Origin of the sequence: Brevundimonas sp. ZS04 (assembly GCF_001956865.1) — a bacterium.
GTDB classification, from domain to species: domain Bacteria; phylum Pseudomonadota; class Alphaproteobacteria; order Caulobacterales; family Caulobacteraceae; genus Brevundimonas; species Brevundimonas diminuta.
The window spans coordinates 47,329-65,293 of sequence record NZ_MTHE01000007.1 but is presented as its reverse complement, the minus strand read 5'-3'; the positions used below and the strand labels follow the sequence as shown (position 1 = coordinate 65,293).

Genomic DNA, 17,965 nt, shown 5'->3' with positions numbered 1-17,965 from the left:
GAGAATCGCAGGAAGTCGGCAAAGGCGGAACGGTTCCTTATCATCCCCCGACCTTGATGGCAGACGCGCCATGACAGAAACGTAATCTGACGCGGCGGCCGGGGGCCGCTAGCGTCGCGCCTCAAAGTGTCCTGCCGGAGTCCTCCATGCGTCCTGTCCTCGTCAGCCTGTCCGTGATCGCCGCCGCCCTGACGCTGGCTGCCTGTGAGACGCCGACCGTCCCGGCCGCGCCGGAAACGCCCGCCGTCGTCGCCGCCTCGGCCGATTACGCTCAGTTGATGGAGGATCTGCGCATCCTGTCGGCCGACGACATGCAGGGCCGAGACACCGGCTCTGAAGGCGGGGCCAAGGCGCGTGAATACATCGTCGGGCGGCTGGAGGCGCTGGGCGTCCAGCCCTCGCCGATGGGGCGTCTGCAGCCGTGGGAGATGCAGGGCCGCACGCGCGAGGGGACGAAGACCTACAGCGGGACCAACATCATCGGCGTGATCCCCGGCACGCGCGTGGCCGACAAATACATCGTGGTCACGGCCCACTATGACCACGTCGGCGTCAACGACGGCCAGATCTACAACGGCGCGGACGACAACGCCTCGGGCGTGGCGACCATGCTGGAGCTGGCCAGGCGGCTGAAGGCCAACCCGCCCGAGCACAGCGTGCTGATCGTGGCGTTGGACGGCGAGGAGCGAGGCCTGTTGGGCGCCAAGCATTTCGTCGAGGCGCCGCCGGTGCCGCTGCACGCGATCGCGATGAACCTGAACTTCGACATGACGGCGCGGGCCGACAGCGACGGCAAGCTGTGGGTGACGGGCACCTATCAGCACCCCTATTTCCGCCCGGTGCTGGATCAGGTTCCGGCGCGCCGGACCGTGGCCCTGGCCTTCGGCAAGGACACGCCCGAGGACAAGGGCGCCGACAACTGGGTCGAGGCGTCGGACCACGCCGCCTTCCACCGCGCGGGCCTGCCGTTCCTGTATTTCGGCGTGAACTATCACACGGACTATCACCGCCCGAGCGACGATTTCGAGAAGGTCAATCCGGCGGTGTTCCAGGACGCGACCGAACTGGCTATCGGCGGGTTCCGCGCCCTGGATCAGTGGCTGGACCAGTGATTTTTGCGACCGCGAAACGCTCGCAAAGATAAGCCTTGAAAGCGCCGTAAGAGCGGCGTTCTGTCGCAGTCACATCAGTTAAGGAAACACAGATGTCGGCGACGCAGGACTTTGATCTTCAGCGGGTGCAGAAGCTGCGTAAGGCGGCGCTGCTGGTCGGACTGATCGGCGTGGTCGGGCTGGCCTTCGTCAGCCGGTCCATCGGCGGCGAGACCATGCTGCATGAGGGACTGGAGGCGTTCGGCCTGGGCCTGATCGTCGTCTGCATCGTCGGGCGGGCCTGGTGCTCCCTCTATATCGGCGGGCGCAAGAAGGCGGAGATCGTGGATCGCGGACCCTATTCGATCAGCCGCAACCCGTTGTATGTCTTCAGCTTCATGGGGGCGTTCGGCGTAGGCGCGCAGACGGGCAGCGTGACCCTGGCCACCATCTTCCTGCTGCTGACGGTGGCGGTCTTCTACGCCACGGTGAAGCGCGAGGAGGCCTGGCTGTCGGGCGCTTTCGGCCAGACCTATGCGGACTATTGCGCGCGGACGCCGCGCTTCGGGCCGGACTTCTCCAAGTGGCGCGACGCCGAAAGTCTGGAGGTGCGTCCGCAGTTCTTCCTGACGACGCTGCGCGACGGCCTGGTCTTCCTGCTGGCCGTGCCGCTATTCGAGTCGGTCGAGCATCTGCAGGATCTGGGCTGGCTGGCCGCCCTGGTGCGCCTGCCTTGAGGGCCTTGCCGGTTCTGCTGGCGGCGGCGCTGGCCTTGACGGTCGCCGCCTGCGACCGGGGCGCGGCGCCCGACAAGACGGCGCAGGCGACGGCGTTCACGCATGACCTGCCCGAGGACGTGTCCGGCTATTACATCCCCACGGCGGCGGTTCAGGTCGGCGACTGGCGGCTGCATCACCTGTTCCTGGGTCAGGTTCCCGACTTCATGGCCTGGCGCGACGGGCAGCGGACGGCGGGCTTTGCGCCGATCATGATGGAGTTCGAAGCGGGCGATAAGGCGCGGCGTACGCGGCTGATTCCGACGGCCTATGACGTGACCGAGGACCGGTTGCGCTTCGAGGCGACGTCGCGGGAGCTGGGGGCGGTGTCGTTCGAGGGAAGACTCGACCAGGATGCGTTGGCGAAGGCGCGGCGCAATCTGGGCGATCAGGGCGTGGTCCTGAAAGGGACGCTGAAGGTCGGGGGCCGGACCTTCGACGGGGTTTCGATGCGCTGGTGGGCGGGGGACTGATCCCCCGCCGCTGATACCGATCCTTAGGCGACGGTCGCCTTGACGATCTTGCCCGGCGCGCGCGGGGGCTCGCCCTTGGGCAGGGCGTCGACGTGTTCCATGCCTTCGATCACCTCGCCCCAGACGGTGTACTGGCCGTCCAGGAAGCGGGCGTCGTCGAAGCAGATGAAGAACTGCGAGTTGGCGCTGTCCGGGTTGGCGGTGCGGGCCATGGAGCAGACGCCGCGGACGTGCGGCTCCTTCGAGAACTCCTGCTTCAGGTTCGGCTTCTTCGAGCCCGAGGTGCCGGTGCCCGTCGGGTCGCCGCCCTGGGCCATGAAGCCCGGAATCACGCGGTGGAAGACCACGCCGTCATAGAAGCCTTCCTTGGCCAGGTCGGTGATCTGCTTGACGTGGTTCGGGGCCAGATCGTCGCGCAGCTTGATGACGACGTTGCGGTCTTCGCCGTCGCCGGTGTCCAGGGTGAAGGTCAGGGTTTGGTCGGCCATCGGGCGCTCCTTGAGGTTATGCGAGCCGGAATTGTGCGCGGGTCATAGCGGCTGAACGCCGTCAGGGCTATGTGGGAAGCATGAGTGAAGACGAAAAGCCCGCCGACAAGCCGCAGGAACGCCGCCGCATGGTGCGCCTGCCCACGGGCGGCACCGCAGCCGGGCGCAAGGTCGGCCAGAAGATCAAGACGGCCGACAAGAAGACCCTGTCCAGCCAGGCGTGGATCAAGCGTCAGCTGTCGGACGAATGGTCCGATCGCGCCCGCGCCGAGGGCTGGCGCAGCCGCGCGGCCTTCAAGCTGATGGAGATCGACGACAAGTTTCGCCTGATCAAGCGCGGCTCGCGGGTCATCGACCTGGGCGCGGCGCCGGGCGGTTGGGTGCAGGTGGCGCTGGATCGCGGCGCGGCGGCGGTGGCGGGCGTGGATTTGCTGATGATCGAGCCGATTCCAGGCGCGACGCTGATTCAGGCGGACTTCACCGATCCGGGCGTGGATCAGCAGATGCTAGACGCCATCGGCGGGCCGCCGGACCTGGTGCTGTCGGACATGGCGCATAATACGGTCGGCCATCGCCAGACGGACCACCTGAAGATCATCGCCTTGATCGAGATCGCGGCCGATTTCGCCATCCACACCCTGCGGCCGGGCGGGAATTTCGTGTCGAAGAACTTCCAGGGCGGCGACGCGGGCGGGGTGCTGACGCGCCTGCGCGAAGAGTTCGAGACGGTGAAATACGTGAAGCCCGAATCGAGCCGCAAGGGTAGCGCCGAGGTCTTCCTTGTGGCGCTGAACAAGCGGTAGGGCGCCGGGTCGCTGTCTTCCCACCCACAACTAACTGCCGTCATCCTCGGGCTTGACCCGAGGATCGAGCCTTCCGTCTGCGTGACGTCGGCAAGGATGAGCGCGTCGCCGCGCTGGATCCTCGGGTCAAGCCCGAGGATGACGGCGTGTGGGAGATCTGACGGCGTTGGGAAGGTTGCCGCGTGTAGGAGGGACGACGGCGTCTGTGAGGGTGCGGCGCGGGCGTGGCGGAGGGCGTCGGTTAGGCCGACGCGCCCTCGGCCGCCGCGGCGGCGCGGCGGGCGGCCTTCTTGGCCTCGACCCGCGTCCAGATGCGGTCGTGCAGGGTGAAGAAGACCGTCTGCACCAGCGGCTCGATGGTGCCGATGGCCAGGGCGATGCGGATGTCGCGCGTCAGGGCGAAGGCCACCAGCACCGCCACGGTGAAGTGCATGACGCCGTAGGTGACGGTCTTCAGCGCGATCTGCTTCAAGTTGCGGGGCAGGGCGTGGCTGTGTCCGTGGCCCTGGCCATGATGGTTGTGCGCGCGATTCTGCTCGTGCGCGTTCATCACCTCCAGACGGGCGGTGAAGGCCTCGGCCGTCTCCTCGACGCCAGACAGCATCTTGCGGCGCTCGACCCGGTGCCAGACGCGGTCATGGATGGAATAGGCGATGGTCTGGAAGATCGGCTCGACCACGCCGACCGCCAGCGCCAGCCGCCAGTCGCGCGTCAGGGCGAAGGCCACCAGGATCGCGACGATCAGGTGCATGGCGCCGTAGCTCGCAATCTTGAGAGCGAGCTGTCGCGCCGTGTTGATCAAGATGCGAACCATTATCGGGAAATGCGGCCTCTCGCCGTCCGTTTCAAGGCAATTCCTCTTATATGCACGATAGCGCGGGCTTGGGGTTGCGGTTCCCCGCAAACGGGGGCTATACGCGGCCCGCAAAATGGAGGCTCCAAATGGAGATACGCGAAGGCCTAACCTTCGATGACGTTTTGCTCGAACCCGGTCCGTCCGAGGTCATGCCCGCTGATGTCGACGTCTCGACCCAGCTGACACGCGAAATCAAACTGAACATCCCGCTGCTGTCGTCCGCCATGGACACCGTGACGGAAAGCCGCCTGGCCATCGCCATGGCGCAGGCGGGCGGCATGGGCGTGCTGCACCGGAACATGACCATCGACGAGCAGGCCGAAGAGGTCCGCGCCGTCAAACGCTATGAAAGCGGCATGGTGGTGAACCCGGTCACGGTCGCACCCGACACGACGCTGGGCGAAGTCCTCCAGATCGTCGAGCGCAAGAAGATCACCGGCTTCCCCGTGGTCGATCCCAAGAGCGGCAAGCTGGTCGGCATGCTGACCAATCGCGACATGCGCTTCGAGACGGACCTGAACCTCAAGGCCGCCGATCTGATGACGACCGGCGAGCTGATCACCCTGCGCGAAGGCTCGGCCGGGCGCGAGGCGGCGCGCGAGCTGCTGCGCACGCGCAAGATCGAGCGGGTCATTGTGGTGGACGACGCCTATCGCGCCGTCGGCCTGATCACCATGAAGGACATCCAGAAGGCCCAGGCCTTCCCCAACGCCTGCAAGGACGAGCAGGGTCGTCTGCGCGTCGGCGCCGCCTCGACCGTCGGCGACGCCGGGTTCGAGCGCGCCATGGCGCTGGCCGATGCGGGCGCGGACGTGGTGGTGATCGACACCGCCCACGGCCACTCGGCCTCGGTCGCCCAGGTGGTCGAGCGCATCAAGCGCGAGAACAACCGCGTCCAGATCATCGCCGGCAACGTCGCCACCTATGACGCCACCCGCGCCCTGATCGACGCGGGCGCCGATGCGGTGAAGGTCGGCATCGGGCCGGGCTCCATCTGCACCACCCGCATCGTCGCGGGCGTGGGCGTGCCGCAGCTGACGGCCATCGTCGACGCCGCCCGCGCGGCGGAAGGCACGGGCGCCTCGGTCATCGCCGACGGCGGCATCAAGTTCTCGGGCGATCTGGCCAAGGCCATCGCGGCGGGCGCCAATGTCGCCATGATGGGCTCGATGTTCGCAGGGACCGACGAAAGCCCCGGCGAGGTCTTCCTGTACCAGGGTCGGTCCTACAAGTCGTATCGCGGCATGGGCTCGGTGGGCGCCATGGCCCGCGGCTCGGCCGACCGCTACTTCCAGAAGGAAGTCTCGTCCGAGAAGCTGGTCCCCGAAGGCATCGAGGGTCAGACCGCCTACAAGGGGCCGATCGCCCCGGTGGTGCATCAACTGGTCGGGGGGCTGCGCGCCTCCATGGGCTATGTCGGCGGCGCCACCATTCCGGACTTTCAGGAGCGCGCGCGCTTCGTCCGCATCACCAATGCGGGCCTTCGTGAAAGCCACGTCCACGACGTGATGATCACGCGCGAGGCGCCCAACTATCGTCAGGGCTGACCTGATCCGCTCCCGGCCTCGGTCGGGAGCGGTTTTGTTTTGGGCGAGTAGAACAGGAGACGGGCGTGACGACTGAACTCACCTATCTGGCGGCGACGCTGGTGCTGGCCCTGGTCCAGATTCTGCTGCCCGCCTTCGCCCGGACGCGCGAGTTCGGCCTGTCGTGGAACGCCGGGGCGCGGGACACGACGCCCGAGGCGCATAGCCCCGTCGTCGGCCGTCTGGAGCGGGCGCAGGCCAATCTGTTCGAGACCCTGCCGCTGTTCATCGGCGCCGTGCTGATCGCCCAGGTCGCAGATCGGACCGGCGCGCTGACGGCCTGGGGCGCAGGCCTCTACTTCTGGGCGCGCGTCGCCTATATCCCGCTTTACGCCCTGGGCGTTCCCTATATCCGGTCGCTGGTGTGGCTGGTCTCGCTCGCGGGACTGGCGATGTGCCTTCTGGCCCTTTTCATCCGAGTCTGATTTGACCCCAGCCGCCCGTCTGGCCGCCGCCGCCGCCATCATCGACAGCATTTCCCAAGGCCGCCAGCCCGCCGACGCCGTGCTCAAGGCCTGGAGCCAGCAGAACCGCTATGCCGGTTCGGGCGACCGCCGCGCCATCGCCGAACGCGTCTATCAGGTGCTGCGCGCGCGCGGCCGCCTGTCGGCCTTCATGGGCGGGCGTCAGGACGGACGCGCCCTGATCGTCGGCGCCCTGTCGCTGCTGGACGGCGCGACGCTGGAGGAGATCGAAGGCCTCTACAACGGCGAAGGCTATGGCCCGCGTCCCCTGTCCAAGCACGAGCGCGGCCGCGTCATGGCGGGCGAGGACGCGGTCGATCTGGCCGAGGTCGCCCTGCCGGACTTCGTGACGGCGGACCTGAAGGCGGTCCACGGCGACCGTTGGCGCGAGGAGGTCGAGGGCCTGAGCGGCCGCGCGCCGGTGGATCTGCGGGTCAACAGCCTGCGCGCCACGATCGAAGAGGTCAAGGCCGAACTGCGCGACGCCGGTCTGTCGCCCCAGCGCACTCCGCTGTCGGGATGGGGCCTGCGTCTGGACGCCGAGCCTACGCCGAACGTGCAGCCGCTGGACGGCTTCCAGAACGGTCATTTCGAGATTCAGGACGAGGCCAGTCAGGTCGTCGGCTGGCTGTCCGGCGCCTTCCCCGGCGCGACGGTGGTGGATTACTGCGCGGGCGGCGGCGGCAAGACGCTGGGCCTGGTGCAGGCCATGCAGGGGCAGGGCGCGCTGATCGCCTGCGACGTCTCGGCCAAGCGTCTGGACAATGTGAAGCCGCGCCTGGCCCGCGCGGGCGTCGAGGCTGACCTGCGCCTGCTGGGCACGAACGGCGGCGGGGTCGAGGATCTGAACGGTCAGGCCGATGTGGTGCTGGTCGACGCGCCGTGCTCGGGCTCGGGCGCCTGGCGGCGTCGGCCGGAGGACAGCTGGCGCCTAACGGCTGAGGAGGTCGCGCGCCTGCATGGGCTGCAACTGCGCATTCTGGGGCAGGCGACCAAGCTGGTGCGGCCCGGCGGGCGTCTGGCCTATGTCACCTGCTCGGTGCTGGGCGCCGAGAACGAGGCCACGGCCGCCGCCTTCGAAGCCGCGCACCCGGACTTCAAGCCCGTTCCGGTCGCCGATGCGGCGCACAGCGCGGACCTGACCGAGGCGGGGCGCGAACGCCTGACCGCCCTGGCGCAAGGAAACCAGCTGCGCCTGTCGCCCGCCGCCACCGGCACGGACGGCTTCTTCATCGCCCTGTTCGAGCGCGCTTCATGAGGCTGGAGCGCTACGGCGTCGTCACGGTCCTGCCGGTGATGGCGGCTCCCGCTGAGTATGGCGAACACCTGCGCGCCCGCATCGACCCGTTGATGACCGGCATCGGGCCGGTCGAGGGGGCGGTGGCGCTGACGGCGGCTCTGGCGCGTCTGGAGGCGAGGGGCGAGGCGCCGGACCTGATCCTGTCGCTGGGCTCGTGCGGGTCGCGCGTGCTGGATCATGCGGCGGTCTATCAGGCGTCGTCGGTGGCCTATCGCGACATGGACGCTAGCGCCCTGGGGTTCGAGAGGGGCGTGACGCCGTTGCTGGACAGGCCCGCCGTTCTGCCGCTGCCGTGCCCCATCCCCGGCGTGCCGAGCGCGCGCCTGTCGACCGGCGCGAACGTCGTCTCGGGCGCCGCCTATGACGCCATCGACGCCGAGATGGTGGACATGGAGACCTGGGCCCTGGTCCGCGCGGCCCAGACCTTCGGCCTGCCGCTGGTCGCGCTGCGCGGCGTGTCGGACGGCAAGGCCGAGCTGACCGGCCTGCACGACTGGACCTCGACCCTGCATCTGGTGGACGAGAACCTGGCCCAGGCCGTGGACGGCTTGATCGCGGTGCTGACGAACTCAGGCCTCTCCGCCCTTGAAATTCCGGCCCTTCAGGGCCAAACCCTCGCCCAATCGCTCGCCCCGGATTCGACCTCATGACCCAGCCGACCCAACACCAGAAGGTGCTCATCGTCGATTTCGGCAGCCAGGTGACGCAGCTGATCGCGCGCCGCCTGCGCGAGGCCGGCGTCTATTGCGAAATCCATCCCTACAACAAGGCCGGCGAAGCCCTGAAGGCGATGCAGCCCCAGGCCATCATCCTGTCGGGCGGCCCCAACTCGACGACCGACGCCGACAGCCCGCGCGTCGATCACGCCGTCTTCGACTACGGCGCGCCGATCCTGGGCATCTGCTACGGCGAGCAACTGATCTGCGCCGAGCTGGGCGGCAAGGTCGAGAGCGGCCATCACGCCGAGTTCGGCCGCGCCGAGATCGTCATCACCAAGGACAGCCCTCTGTTCGCCGGCATCGGCGCCCTTGATCACCGCGAGCCGGTGTGGATGAGCCACGGCGACCGCGTGACGGCCCTGCCGGAAGGCTTCCACGTCATCGCCACCTCGGAAGGCGCGCCCTTCGCCGCCATCGCCGACGAGACGCGCAAGATCTACGGCGTGCAGTTCCACCCCGAGGTGGTGCACACGCCGCGCGGCGCCCAGTTGCTGAAGAACTTCACTCACGGGGTGGCGGGCCTGACCGGCGATTGGACCATGGCCGCCTATCGCGACGAGCAGATCGCCAAGATCCGCGAACAGGTCGGAGACGCCAAGGTCATCTGCGGCCTGTCAGGCGGGGTCGACTCATCGGTCGCCGCCGTGCTGATTCACGAAGCCATCGGCGACCAACTGACCTGCGTCTTCGTCGACACCGGCCTGCTGCGCAAGGATGAGGCCAAACAGGTCACAGAACTGTTCCGCGAGCACTACAACATCCCGCTGGTTCACGTGGACGCCTCCAAGGAATTCCTCGGCGAACTGGCCGGGATTTCGGACCCGGAGACCAAGCGCAAGACCATCGGCCGCGTCTTCATCGAGGTGTTCGACCGCGAGGCCGCCAAGATCGAAGGCGCCGCCTTCCTGGCTCAGGGCACCCTCTATCCCGACGTGATCGAGAGCGTGTCCCCGACCGGCGGCCCCTCTCACGTCATCAAGAGCCACCACAACGTCGGCGGCCTGCCGGACTTCATGAAGCTGAAGCTGGTCGAGCCTTTGCGCGAGCTGTTCAAGGACGAAGTCCGCGCCCTGGGCCGCGAACTGGGCCTGACTGACGCCTTCGTAGGACGCCACCCGTTCCCCGGACCGGGCCTGGCCATCCGCATTCCCGGCGAGATCACGCCGGACGCCGTCGCCACCCTGCAGGACGCGGACGCCATCTATCTGGACGAGATCCGCAAGGCGGGCCTGTACGACGACATCTGGCAGGCCTTCGCGGTGCTGCTGCCGGTCAAGACGGTCGGCGTTCAGGGCGACGCCCGCACCTATGAGAAGGTGCTGGCCCTGCGCGCGGTCACCTCGACCGACGGCATGACGGCCGACTTCTACCAGTTCCCCTGGGAGGTCCTAGCCAAGACCGCCACGCGCATCATCAACGAAGTCCGCGGCGTCAACCGCGTCGTCTACGACGTGACGTCGAAGCCGCCGGGCACGATCGAGTGGGAATAATTCAGGCCTTTCGGCAGCTTTCGAAACCACTTCCGAAAATGCCGATAAGTCACTGACGTAAAAGTGAATTTTGACGAGACCCTTCGAAGCCTTTCGGAGGGTCTCTTTATTGTGATGACGGCTTTCCTGACGGTCTCACGTCCGTTGCCTCAACCGCCCCTGATTCATACCGTCACCCCATCCAGGGCGTCCTGACGGTCTTTTTCTCGAAACAAGGTTCTGAATTGTTTGAGAAAAATGACCGTGGAGGACCCCGAAAACGCCTGACGGTCTTTTGGAAGGGGAAATGGCATGCTTACCGACGCAGAACTGAGGAATACGCGAGGAAAATCAAAGGCGTATAAAAAGACCGACAGGGACGGTCTTTACGTGCTCGTAACACCGTCAGGAGGCATCGCCTTCAAGTACGACTACCGCTTCAACGGGCGGCGCGAGACGGTCACTTTCGGGTCCTATGGGCTGACGGGCCTGTCGCTCGCCAGGGCCCGGGAGAAGCTCATCGAAGCCAAGCGGATGATCGCCGAAGGCGTGTCGCCGGCTCTGGAAAAGCAGCGCGCCAAGAGGCGGCTCCGGGAGGCTCGCGACTTCGCCCATGTGGCGCAGAAGTGGATGGACGAGGCGCCTATGGCGGACAGCACGCGCAACATGCGGCGGGCCATCTTTAACCGGGAGGTTCTGCCGCAATGGCGCAACCGGCTGCTGAGCGAGATCACGCCGGACGATCTACGGGCCCATTGCAAGTCCATCGTGGAGCGGGGCGCTCCGGCGACGGCCATCCATGTGCGGGACATCGTCAAGCAGATCTATGCCTGGGCCATCCTCCATGGCGAGAAGATCGATAACCCGGCCGACGGCGTGGCGCCGGCGGCGATCGCACGCTTTCGGCCCCGCGATAGGTCGCTGTCGCCGTCCGAGATCCGGATCATGCTCGGGCTGCTGGAGGAGGTGGCCACCCTGCCGACGATCCGCCTGGGCCTGAAATTCATCCTGCTGAGCATGGTCCGCAAGAGCGAGCTACAGGACGGGACATGGGATGAGGTGGACTTCGACAACGCGGTCTGGTCGATCCCCAAGGAGCGGATGAAGCGGTCGCGCCCCCACAACGTTTATCTGTCGACCCAGATGCTCGACATCCTGGTCGCCCTCAAGACCTGTTCCGGAAACTCCCGCTACATCCTGCCGTCGCGCTACGACGCCGACGCGCCCATGTCCCGGGCCACCTTCAACCGGGTGACCATGGCCATCGCTGAACGCGCCCGCGACCAGGAACTGCCGCTGGAGCCCTTCACCGTCCACGACCTGCGTCGTACAGCCTCAACCCTGCTGCATGAGATGAGCTTCAACTCGGACTGGATCGAGAAGTGTCTCGCCCACGAGGAGCGATCATCACGCGGCGTCTACAACAAGGCGGAGTTTGAGGCGCAGCGGCGGCATATGGCCCAGGAATGGTCGAACGCCGTCGACGCCTGGGAGGCAGGGCGGTCATGGACCCCCGTGCTCTCTATCCCTGAAACGGCAGGATCCCGTTTCGATCCGCGTCCCTGACGGGGCGGGAGATGCGTTTGCGGACATCGGGCGGCGGCGCGGGGCGGATAGGCCGACGCCGCCGCGAAGCGAGCCAGGCTTCGACCTCGGCCAGATCCCAGACGACGCATCGCGGCGTCAGGAGGAAGCGCTTCGGGAACTCGCCTCGCTGTTCCATTTCCCAGATGGTGCTGTCCGCCAGGGGCACCATCTGAAGCAGCTGCGCCTTTCTGATCGACCGCGTCAGCGGAAGGTCGGACCGGTTCATCGTCGCTCTCCTTAATAGCCTTTGGGAATCGAAGGCGAAGGCAGACGGAACCACCAGCCGTCAGGTTTGCGTCCGACAGGCTGCGGGTCGACGCATCGACGCATCGACGCAGCGCTCCGATGTAAGCGGATCGGAATGCCGCAAACTCGCGATCCTTGATCGACGATCGGTTCCAGGCCTTGCGTCGGCTAAGGTCGCGCTTAGGAGTGCGGGAATGAAGATCCAAATCTCCCTGGCCTTGAGCGCCGCCGTTTTCATGTCCGCATGCGCCGGCATACCTTCGCCGTCGCCGGCGGGCTCGCTCAAGGTGGCGACCTGGAACATTGAACACCTGGCTGAGAAGGACGGGGAGGGATGCCGGCCCCGTACAGAGACGGACTACGTGCTTCTGCGCCGTCACGCCGACGCCCTGCAGGCAGATGTGATCGCCTTCCAGGAGATCCAGAGCGAGGCGGCCGCGCGGAGGGTCTTCGATCCGGCCAAGTACGACATTGTCTTTTCTTCGCGTCCCTCGAGCGGGATGGGCGGCGGATGTCGCGGTAAGCCGGGCCTCAATATCCAGAACCAGTCGGTCGGCTTTGCCGTCCGCAAGGGCGTGACCTGGCGTCGGAACGAGGATCTCTCGGCGCTTGCGCTCGGTAATCCCAATCTGCGCTGGGGCGTGGACATCACGGTGGGACGCGACCGCCCGCTGCGTCTCCTGGCGGTGCACCTCAAATCCGGCTGCAACTCGGGACGCGCGGCTTCCGATCCCGATTGCCCTGTCCTGTTTGACCAAGCTTCTGTTCTGGAAGGCTGGATCGACAGTCGGGCGCGGGCCGGAGAGACGTTTGTCGTACTCGGCGACTGGAACCGACGGATCGCCAGCCGCAATGACGCCTTCTTCGCTGAAATCAATGACGGCGCCCCTGCCGAGGCGGCGCTTGTCCAGGCCGCCGGCGGCCGGCCGGCCGGATGCAAGGCCCGCTATCGCGAGTTCATCGACCATATCGTCGCCGGGCGTGAGGCTGCTGCCCGGATCGAGCCGGATTCCTTTGAAGAGTACACCTACGACGCGCCTGAAGCCGACCACCCGTCGGACCATTGCCCCGTTTCGGTGAGGATCAGGGGCTGACCTGCAGACGCCGCCGATCTCGCCGATAGCAGCGCCTGTGGCGCCGCAGGTCTAAGGGCTCCGCCCTCGCGCGGGCCAGGATTCGCGCTGCGCCGCCGGACCGGCCGGTCTCCCCGGCCTTCCGCCCCGACACGGGTTCATAGCCTTCAGGGTTCGAGGCCAGGTCGGGCGATCCCCCTCCGGCCGTTCCGTCCTGGCCCTTGCTACCCCGGTCTCGCCGACGGGCAGGGTTTCAGGCGCGCCTTGCGCGTGCCTGAAGCCCTTGCCCAGAGGAGGCAGACAGGGAGGCTCTGGTGGAAGGACAGGGGGCGGCTGCCGCGTCTCGGACAGCGCCTGAGGTCGATGTCGAAACTGGACGCGGAAGGAAGAGAGGTCGGACGTCATCTGACGACGCCTTTTGCTTCGTCGCGGAATAGAAAGCGAGCCGTTAGAAAACTCACCGCGTGCCCGTCCGGCCTGTTGGATTTTTAGTTGTCGTTCGCGGCGTTAGGCCGAAGGATGCACGCCGCCACGGCGACCGCTGCGAGGGCGACACCGGCAAGACTAAGCGATAAGGCGAAGGCTAGAGGGGCGATATTGGACAGGCCGAACCCGACGCCTAGCAGGCCTGTCATAACACCAGCAGAGAAGAGGACGACGGGGCGTAGATTGGAGCGCGAACGAACGTAGCGGTTCAGACGGGCGATGGTCCTATCGAGCGAGGCCATGCTCATCTACTCGGCCAGACGCCGGAGTTCCTCGATCCGAGCTTCGCAGGCTGCGCGCACAACATCGCGCAGCACCTCGATCCGTTCGGTGAGGAAGGCCAACTCTTCGTCGGTGATGCGGTAGTGACGTGAGTAGCGGGCCTTGACGTAGGCGGCCCGCAGCAACTCGAAGCAGCGTTTCTGGAACTTGGTTTCGTGGGGCCAGACGTCGCGGAGCTTCGGCTCCAGCGGCTCCGTCATGTTGCGGAGGCGGATGAGGTTGTGGCTCTTGGGGGAGTAGAAGGTCAGGACCTGCAAGAGGCCCTGATAGATGGTTTCGGTCGTCTGATGCAGAAGGAAGGCGGCCTTCTTCGTAAAGCCTCGCTTGCGCGCAGCATCGGCCAGAAAGAAGAACTCTTCGGCATCCTCCTGCCATTCCTCGAAGTATCCCGAGGCTTCCTCTAAAGCCGTTGCAGGGGGTAGGGGCTGCGGCTCTGAAAACGTCACGCCGGGAGTGTCCTGCAGGACCACGCCGTCGCGGGCGATGTCGATGAAGAAGCCGCGGCCGTGCTCCAGCTTCCAGTTCACGTCGTCCAGACTATGGACGATCAGGCTGACGGGGGTGCGCATGGCGCCCGCCGACAGTTCGGCCAGAAGGCGTTTTTCCACGTCCTCCCAGAACTCGAAGTCGGTCAGGTCCTCATGGTCCACGACGACCAGCAGGTCGAAGTCCGAGAAGTAGCGCCCGACCGGATCGTGCACCCAGTCGCCGCGCGCATAGCTGCCGAACAGGATGATCTTGAGGATGCGGCCATTCTTTAGCCGGTCGGCCCGGCGCGTGGAGATAGCCTTGGCGAAGCCGTCCTGGATGATCCTGACGGCGGCATCGAGTTCACGCTGTTTCGCGAGCGGCAATTTCCTCAGCGGACGTTTCATGCCCTGAGTCTCCGAAATGCGGAGCCGACAAGCAAGAGTCGAAACGCCCCAATCAGCACGCAACTAGGCTGCTGCGCTCATAATCGCTACGCTAGCACCTGCGGGCGCCGGTTCCATAGGGCGTCGTCTGTTCGCCGTAGGGCCGGTTCGCCGGAAAATCGTCGCGGCGCCGCCTGAATGTCCCGGGCCTCCACGCAGAGGTTCCAACGCCCGCACCTTTCCCTTTCCAAATGGCCACACTTGACTCTTCTCGGAAATTCGGAAGGGCTGCTTTCCGGCTGCGGCGAGACTGTGAACTAGAGGGGCTGGGTAACGGGTAGTTATCGTCGATCTGCAGGGTCTTTCTTGAGGCTCGATCCTTTCAATCCTCAATCCACTGCGGGACCCCGATTGCCAGGATCCAGCCAGTGGTGCGCCATGGAGTGCCGAAGCCACGCGTACTTCATGAGTGTAGTCTGCGCCGCCTGAAGAACTTATGGTGGAGTGGACAGGGCCCATCGCGCCCGTTTTCGCAATCGCCGCCATCGCCATGAACGCCAAGCAACAGCGGCAAGCCGCCGATATCGCGTTCGTCTTCGCCGAGACCGAGAGGATCATGTCGATCCCGTTCGCCGAGATTTCGCGCGATGATATATGGTTCGATCTGCCCCATCCCTCCGCGCGCGGAAAGATGATTTGCGGTCGCCAGGCCATGCTGCGCGTTGAACGTCTGGCGAAGGAGGCGGGCGAGCAACTAGGCATTCTACGCCGGGTCAGGCGGAGTCGGCTGGTGGAACACGTGGGCCAGGAACTCGTCGAACGTTTCGTGCGCGACGGCCGCCCGATCGACGGCAAGCAGATCGACCGAGCCCTGAGCGCGGCCGCTAAGGCCGCCCGTCGGGCCTGCGAGGACACCACGCACCTGCTGCCGTGCCATCTGATGCTATCCAAGGATCCAGACGAGATCGTCCTAGGCCCCGTGCGCTTTCTCAATCGCCGTGCGGCCCGCCGCCTGCTGCTAGGCCACGCCAAGGCGCGGCGCGAGAAGGAACGGGCGACCGAGGCTAGGCCTCGCGACGACGATGACCGGCCCTTCTTGGTCCAGGCCCTGAAGTACTATCGGCATTTCAATTGGGTCGCCCAGGTCGAGATCAAGGGCTGCGACCCTGATGTTTCCGAGACCCTCGCACGCCAGGCGGTGACCTCGGCGCTGGATTGTCTGCACCTGGCGCTCGGTGCCCAATGGACTGATCGCATGCGGATCGGAGGCCCGGCGCTGAAGTTCGACCGGCGCGCCAAGCTGAAGATTTCGGCGACCGGTAGCCTCGATTACAGCCTGTCGTCCCAAGGCTCCGGCCAGGTTAACTTCCCGAACGGCTGGTCCGAGCGCCTAGAGGATCCGGACATGGCTCGGGTGTTAGAGCTTTGTGGCGTGGCGCTGGAGGCCGCGGTTGACCCTGACCTTGACCGGCCGCTCAGCCGCCGCCTGCTCGACGCGGCACAATGGTTCGGTGAGGCGGCCCGCGACGAGAGCCCCTCCACCCGTGTCGTCAAGTACGTGACCGCCCTGGAGCGGATGTTGATGACCGAGGAACACGACGACATCACCACGACGGTGTCATTGCGCCTCGCCTCCCTGTGCGCCGCGCTAGGCGATCACGAGGACTTCGAGCGCTGGCGATTGAACACTCGCGACACATACGAACTGCGCTCTCGGCTAGTGCACGGCTCGTTGTCGCCTGGGGCCTCGGCCGTCGGGGCTGGCGTCGGCAAGGCCGCGCGTCTTGGCGAGAGCGGCATCCTCTTCGCCCTCTCCAACTTTGGAGAGGACGGCCTGCGCGCCGACAAAATCAGCACCACCCGCATCGCCAAGTGGTTCGATGGCCTCGTCGCCTGGTTCCAGAAACAACTTTTCGCTCCAAACTCGTCCGGCACCCCGCCCCAAGACGACCACGCCGAGAATACGAATCTGGCGGGGCAGGCCACGGGCGGCTCCATCGAGGAAGACGGCTAGGACATCCTCATGGCCGAACGCCCACTGATCGACATGGGGGAGCGGGAGTTCTCGCTCTACGCGCTATCGCTTCCGCGCGGCCCCGACCTTTCGCCATATGACGCCATCGTCGGCTGGCGGACGCAAGAATGCGAGGCGGCCGGTGTGGTGATGGTCAATGCTGACACTGGCGACTACGGCGCACTGGTCTTGCGCCGACAGGTCGATCATCGCTGGACGATGGTGCTGGAAACCAGGGGGCTAGCGAGTTTCGAGACGGCCGTGGCGATCGCCAAGACGACGATCACCCAACATGTGCCGCCCGAACCTCTTGCGCCGGGCGAGCGGCGGCGGCCACTGCTACTCAAGCCGGGACGCTCGCCATCCGGGAAAAACTTCAGAATCCTGACGGAAACCTGGTCACACTATCCGGCTATGATGACCGTAGGCGAGGCCTACCTCGCCATGCCCAAGCCGGACGCCAACTTCGTCACCGACTTCCAAACTGCCAACTTCAACGCGCGCCTCTTCGAGCTCTATCTGCTGGCGGCGTTTCGCGAGCAGGGCGTCGAGGTCTCCCAGGACGTGGTGTCGCCCGATTTCCATCTGCAGCGCGCGGGGTTCGAGGCCTGGGTCGAGGCGGTGGCGGCCAATGACGGTGCCAACCAAGGCTTCACCCAGCCCGTCCACGCCCCGAATTATCGCGAGCGCATGGTCGGCGCGCCGGCTGTCCGTTTCGCCAAGACGCTCCGCAGAAAACTGCAGCGCGACTACCATCTCTTTCCCCACGTTCAGGACAAACCCTTCGCGTTGGCCCTGGCCGATTATCACGCGCCCGGGTCGATGCTTTGGAGCCGCGAGGCGCTTCCCACCTATCTCTATGGCGACTATGCCCACGTCGGAATGGTCGATGGCCGACGGGCGGCCCTGTCCATGCCCGTCCGGCGCTTGGACGGGCCCGCCCCGATCCCCGCTGGGATTTTCCGCGACCCTGAGTTCGCTCACCTGTCGGCGGTGCTGTTCAGCAACAGCGCCACCTTCGGCAAGTTCAATCGCATGGGCCTACTGGCCGGCTGGCGGCCTCCAGGCCTGCGAATGAAACGACGCGGTATCCTGTTTGATCGCAGCGACGGCGCGCTCGATCCCATGGACTTCAACTACGACATCCTCGATCTAGCCTATGAGGCGCTATGGCCGACCGGGGAGCGTTGGAGCCAGGAGTTGGAGGTCTTTCACAACCCTTTGGCCGCGCGCCCGATCGATTTCGAGCTTCTGCCGGACGCCACCCACTGGTTCGAGAAGGACGGCGAAATTCATTGCCACACGGTCTGGGCCAACAGCGTGTTGGCTTCGACTACTGACCTGGTGTGGGCGGACGTCGCCGAGCCGGTTGGGTCCCGCTAGATCCCGCTTGCTGGG

At 66.0% G+C, this 17,965-nt stretch carries 17 protein-coding genes; 13 read left to right on the top strand and 4 right to left on the bottom strand.

Annotated elements, in window-relative coordinates:
- Nucleotides 1-146 precede the first annotated feature (146 nt).
- The 3 genes from BJP32_RS10590 (at nt 147) to BJP32_RS10580 (ending at nt 2,340) form a co-directional block, all read left to right on the top strand.
- A complete protein-coding gene (locus tag BJP32_RS10590; protein ID WP_046653671.1) occupies nt 147-1,112 on the top strand; it encodes a M20/M25/M40 family metallo-hydrolase in 966 nt (321 codons plus the stop codon).
- A gap of 92 nt (nt 1,113-1,204) precedes the next feature.
- On the top strand, nt 1,205-1,828 hold the full coding sequence (locus tag BJP32_RS10585; protein ID WP_003164487.1) for an isoprenylcysteine carboxylmethyltransferase family protein: 624 nt from the start codon (nt 1,205-1,207) through the stop codon (nt 1,826-1,828).
- Nucleotides 1,825-2,340 (top strand): hypothetical protein, encoded by a 516-nt coding sequence (locus BJP32_RS10580; RefSeq protein ID WP_233126808.1) that lies wholly within the window; start codon nt 1,825-1,827, stop codon nt 2,338-2,340. Before BJP32_RS10585 ends, BJP32_RS10580 begins: the two co-directional genes overlap by 4 nt.
- A 23-nt stretch (nt 2,341-2,363) precedes the next feature.
- Here the strand turns inward: BJP32_RS10580 and BJP32_RS10575 are convergent, their stop codons facing one another.
- Nucleotides 2,364-2,828: a peptidylprolyl isomerase gene (locus tag BJP32_RS10575; protein WP_003164489.1), complete on the bottom strand. Its 465-nt coding sequence runs from the start codon at nt 2,826-2,828 to the stop codon at nt 2,364-2,366.
- A gap of 80 nt (nt 2,829-2,908) precedes the next feature.
- On the opposite strand from BJP32_RS10575, the gene BJP32_RS10570 reads away from it, so the two are divergent.
- Entirely contained in the window at nt 2,909-3,631 is a 723-nt protein-coding gene (locus BJP32_RS10570) for an RlmE family RNA methyltransferase (RefSeq protein WP_046653669.1), read from the top strand.
- Nucleotides 3,632-3,872: 241 nt separating this feature from the next.
- Here BJP32_RS10570 and BJP32_RS10565 read toward each other — a convergent pair whose 3' ends face one another.
- Nucleotides 3,873-4,445, bottom strand: a complete 573-nt coding sequence (locus tag BJP32_RS10565; protein WP_076224029.1) for a DUF2061 domain-containing protein — start codon at nt 4,443-4,445, stop codon at nt 3,873-3,875.
- A gap of 128 nt (nt 4,446-4,573) precedes the next feature.
- On the opposite strand from BJP32_RS10565, the gene guaB reads away from it, so the two are divergent.
- The 6 genes from guaB (at nt 4,574) to BJP32_RS10535 (ending at nt 11,591) form a co-directional block, all read left to right on the top strand.
- On the top strand, nt 4,574-6,034 hold the full coding sequence (gene guaB / locus BJP32_RS10560) for an IMP dehydrogenase (RefSeq protein WP_003164492.1): 1,461 nt from the start codon (nt 4,574-4,576) through the stop codon (nt 6,032-6,034).
- A 65-nt stretch (nt 6,035-6,099) separates the two neighbouring features.
- The gene (locus tag BJP32_RS10555) at nt 6,100-6,498 is read left to right on the top strand and encodes an MAPEG family protein (RefSeq protein ID WP_046653667.1); all 399 of its coding nucleotides are present in this window, start codon (nt 6,100-6,102) and stop codon (nt 6,496-6,498) included.
- Between the two features lies 1 nt (nt 6,499).
- A complete protein-coding gene (locus BJP32_RS10550; protein WP_076224027.1) occupies nt 6,500-7,795 on the top strand; it encodes an RsmB/NOP family class I SAM-dependent RNA methyltransferase in 1,296 nt (431 codons plus the stop codon).
- On the top strand, nt 7,792-8,487 hold the full coding sequence (locus BJP32_RS10545; RefSeq protein ID WP_046653664.1) for a 5'-methylthioadenosine/S-adenosylhomocysteine nucleosidase: 696 nt from the start codon (nt 7,792-7,794) through the stop codon (nt 8,485-8,487). The genes BJP32_RS10550 and BJP32_RS10545 overlap by 4 nt, the downstream gene beginning before the upstream one ends.
- Nucleotides 8,484-10,046, top strand: coding sequence for a glutamine-hydrolyzing GMP synthase (gene guaA / locus BJP32_RS10540; protein ID WP_046653662.1), 1,563 nt, complete (start codon nt 8,484-8,486; stop codon nt 10,044-10,046). The genes BJP32_RS10545 and guaA overlap by 4 nt, the downstream gene beginning before the upstream one ends.
- 291 nt (nt 10,047-10,337) lie before the next feature.
- Nucleotides 10,338-11,591: a site-specific integrase gene (locus BJP32_RS10535; RefSeq protein ID WP_076224026.1), complete on the top strand. Its 1,254-nt coding sequence runs from the start codon at nt 10,338-10,340 to the stop codon at nt 11,589-11,591.
- Here the strand turns inward: BJP32_RS10535 and BJP32_RS10530 are convergent.
- Complete coding sequence (locus BJP32_RS10530) at nt 11,548-11,838, bottom strand: AlpA family transcriptional regulator (RefSeq protein WP_076224024.1); 291 nt, start codon at nt 11,836-11,838, stop codon at nt 11,548-11,550. The genes BJP32_RS10535 and BJP32_RS10530 overlap by 44 nt on opposite strands.
- 214 nt (nt 11,839-12,052) lie before the next feature.
- Between BJP32_RS10530 and BJP32_RS10525 the strand changes: the two genes are divergently transcribed.
- Nucleotides 12,053-12,952, top strand: a complete 900-nt coding sequence (locus tag BJP32_RS10525) for an endonuclease/exonuclease/phosphatase family protein (RefSeq protein WP_076224022.1) — start codon at nt 12,053-12,055, stop codon at nt 12,950-12,952.
- Between the two features lie 713 nt (nt 12,953-13,665).
- Here the strand turns inward: BJP32_RS10525 and BJP32_RS10515 are convergent.
- Nucleotides 13,666-14,637 (bottom strand): HEPN domain-containing protein, encoded by a 972-nt coding sequence (locus BJP32_RS10515; protein ID WP_233126807.1) that lies wholly within the window; start codon nt 14,635-14,637, stop codon nt 13,666-13,668.
- A 412-nt stretch (nt 14,638-15,049) separates the two neighbouring features.
- Between BJP32_RS10515 and BJP32_RS10510 the strand changes: the two genes are divergently transcribed.
- Both BJP32_RS10510 and BJP32_RS10505 read left to right on the top strand, forming a co-directional pair.
- Nucleotides 15,050-16,567, top strand: coding sequence for a HEPN domain-containing protein (locus tag BJP32_RS10510; protein ID WP_076224017.1), 1,518 nt, complete (start codon nt 15,050-15,052; stop codon nt 16,565-16,567).
- Nucleotides 16,568-16,576: 9 nt separating this feature from the next.
- Complete coding sequence (locus BJP32_RS10505) at nt 16,577-17,950, top strand: hypothetical protein (RefSeq protein WP_076224015.1); 1,374 nt, start codon at nt 16,577-16,579, stop codon at nt 17,948-17,950.
- The last annotated feature ends 15 nt before the right edge of the window (nt 17,951-17,965 follow it).

Bases quoted from the DNA above. Each gene is read 5' to 3' on its own strand.
- BJP32_RS10590 (WP_046653671.1), top strand. From the start codon at position 147: ATGCGTCCTGTCCTCGTCAGCCTGTCCGTGATCGCCGCCGCCCTGACG.
- BJP32_RS10585 (WP_003164487.1), top strand. From the start codon at position 1,205: ATGTCGGCGACGCAGGACTTTGATCTTCAGCGGGTGCAGAAGCTGCGT.
- BJP32_RS10575 (WP_003164489.1), bottom strand. From the start codon at position 2,828: ATGGCCGACCAAACCCTGACCTTCACCCTGGACACCGGCGACGGCGAA.
- BJP32_RS10570 (WP_046653669.1), top strand. From the start codon at position 2,909: ATGAGTGAAGACGAAAAGCCCGCCGACAAGCCGCAGGAACGCCGCCGC.
- BJP32_RS10565 (WP_076224029.1), bottom strand. From the start codon at position 4,445: ATGGTTCGCATCTTGATCAACACGGCGCGACAGCTCGCTCTCAAGATT.
- guaB (WP_003164492.1), top strand. From the start codon at position 4,574: ATGGAGATACGCGAAGGCCTAACCTTCGATGACGTTTTGCTCGAACCC.
- BJP32_RS10545 (WP_046653664.1), top strand. From the start codon at position 7,792: ATGAGGCTGGAGCGCTACGGCGTCGTCACGGTCCTGCCGGTGATGGCG.
- guaA (WP_046653662.1), top strand. From the start codon at position 8,484: ATGACCCAGCCGACCCAACACCAGAAGGTGCTCATCGTCGATTTCGGC.
- BJP32_RS10535 (WP_076224026.1), top strand. From the start codon at position 10,338: ATGCTTACCGACGCAGAACTGAGGAATACGCGAGGAAAATCAAAGGCG.
- BJP32_RS10530 (WP_076224024.1), bottom strand. From the start codon at position 11,838: ATGAACCGGTCCGACCTTCCGCTGACGCGGTCGATCAGAAAGGCGCAG.
- BJP32_RS10525 (WP_076224022.1), top strand. From the start codon at position 12,053: ATGAAGATCCAAATCTCCCTGGCCTTGAGCGCCGCCGTTTTCATGTCC.
- BJP32_RS10510 (WP_076224017.1), top strand. From the start codon at position 15,050: ATGGTGGAGTGGACAGGGCCCATCGCGCCCGTTTTCGCAATCGCCGCC.
- BJP32_RS10505 (WP_076224015.1), top strand. From the start codon at position 16,577: ATGGCCGAACGCCCACTGATCGACATGGGGGAGCGGGAGTTCTCGCTC.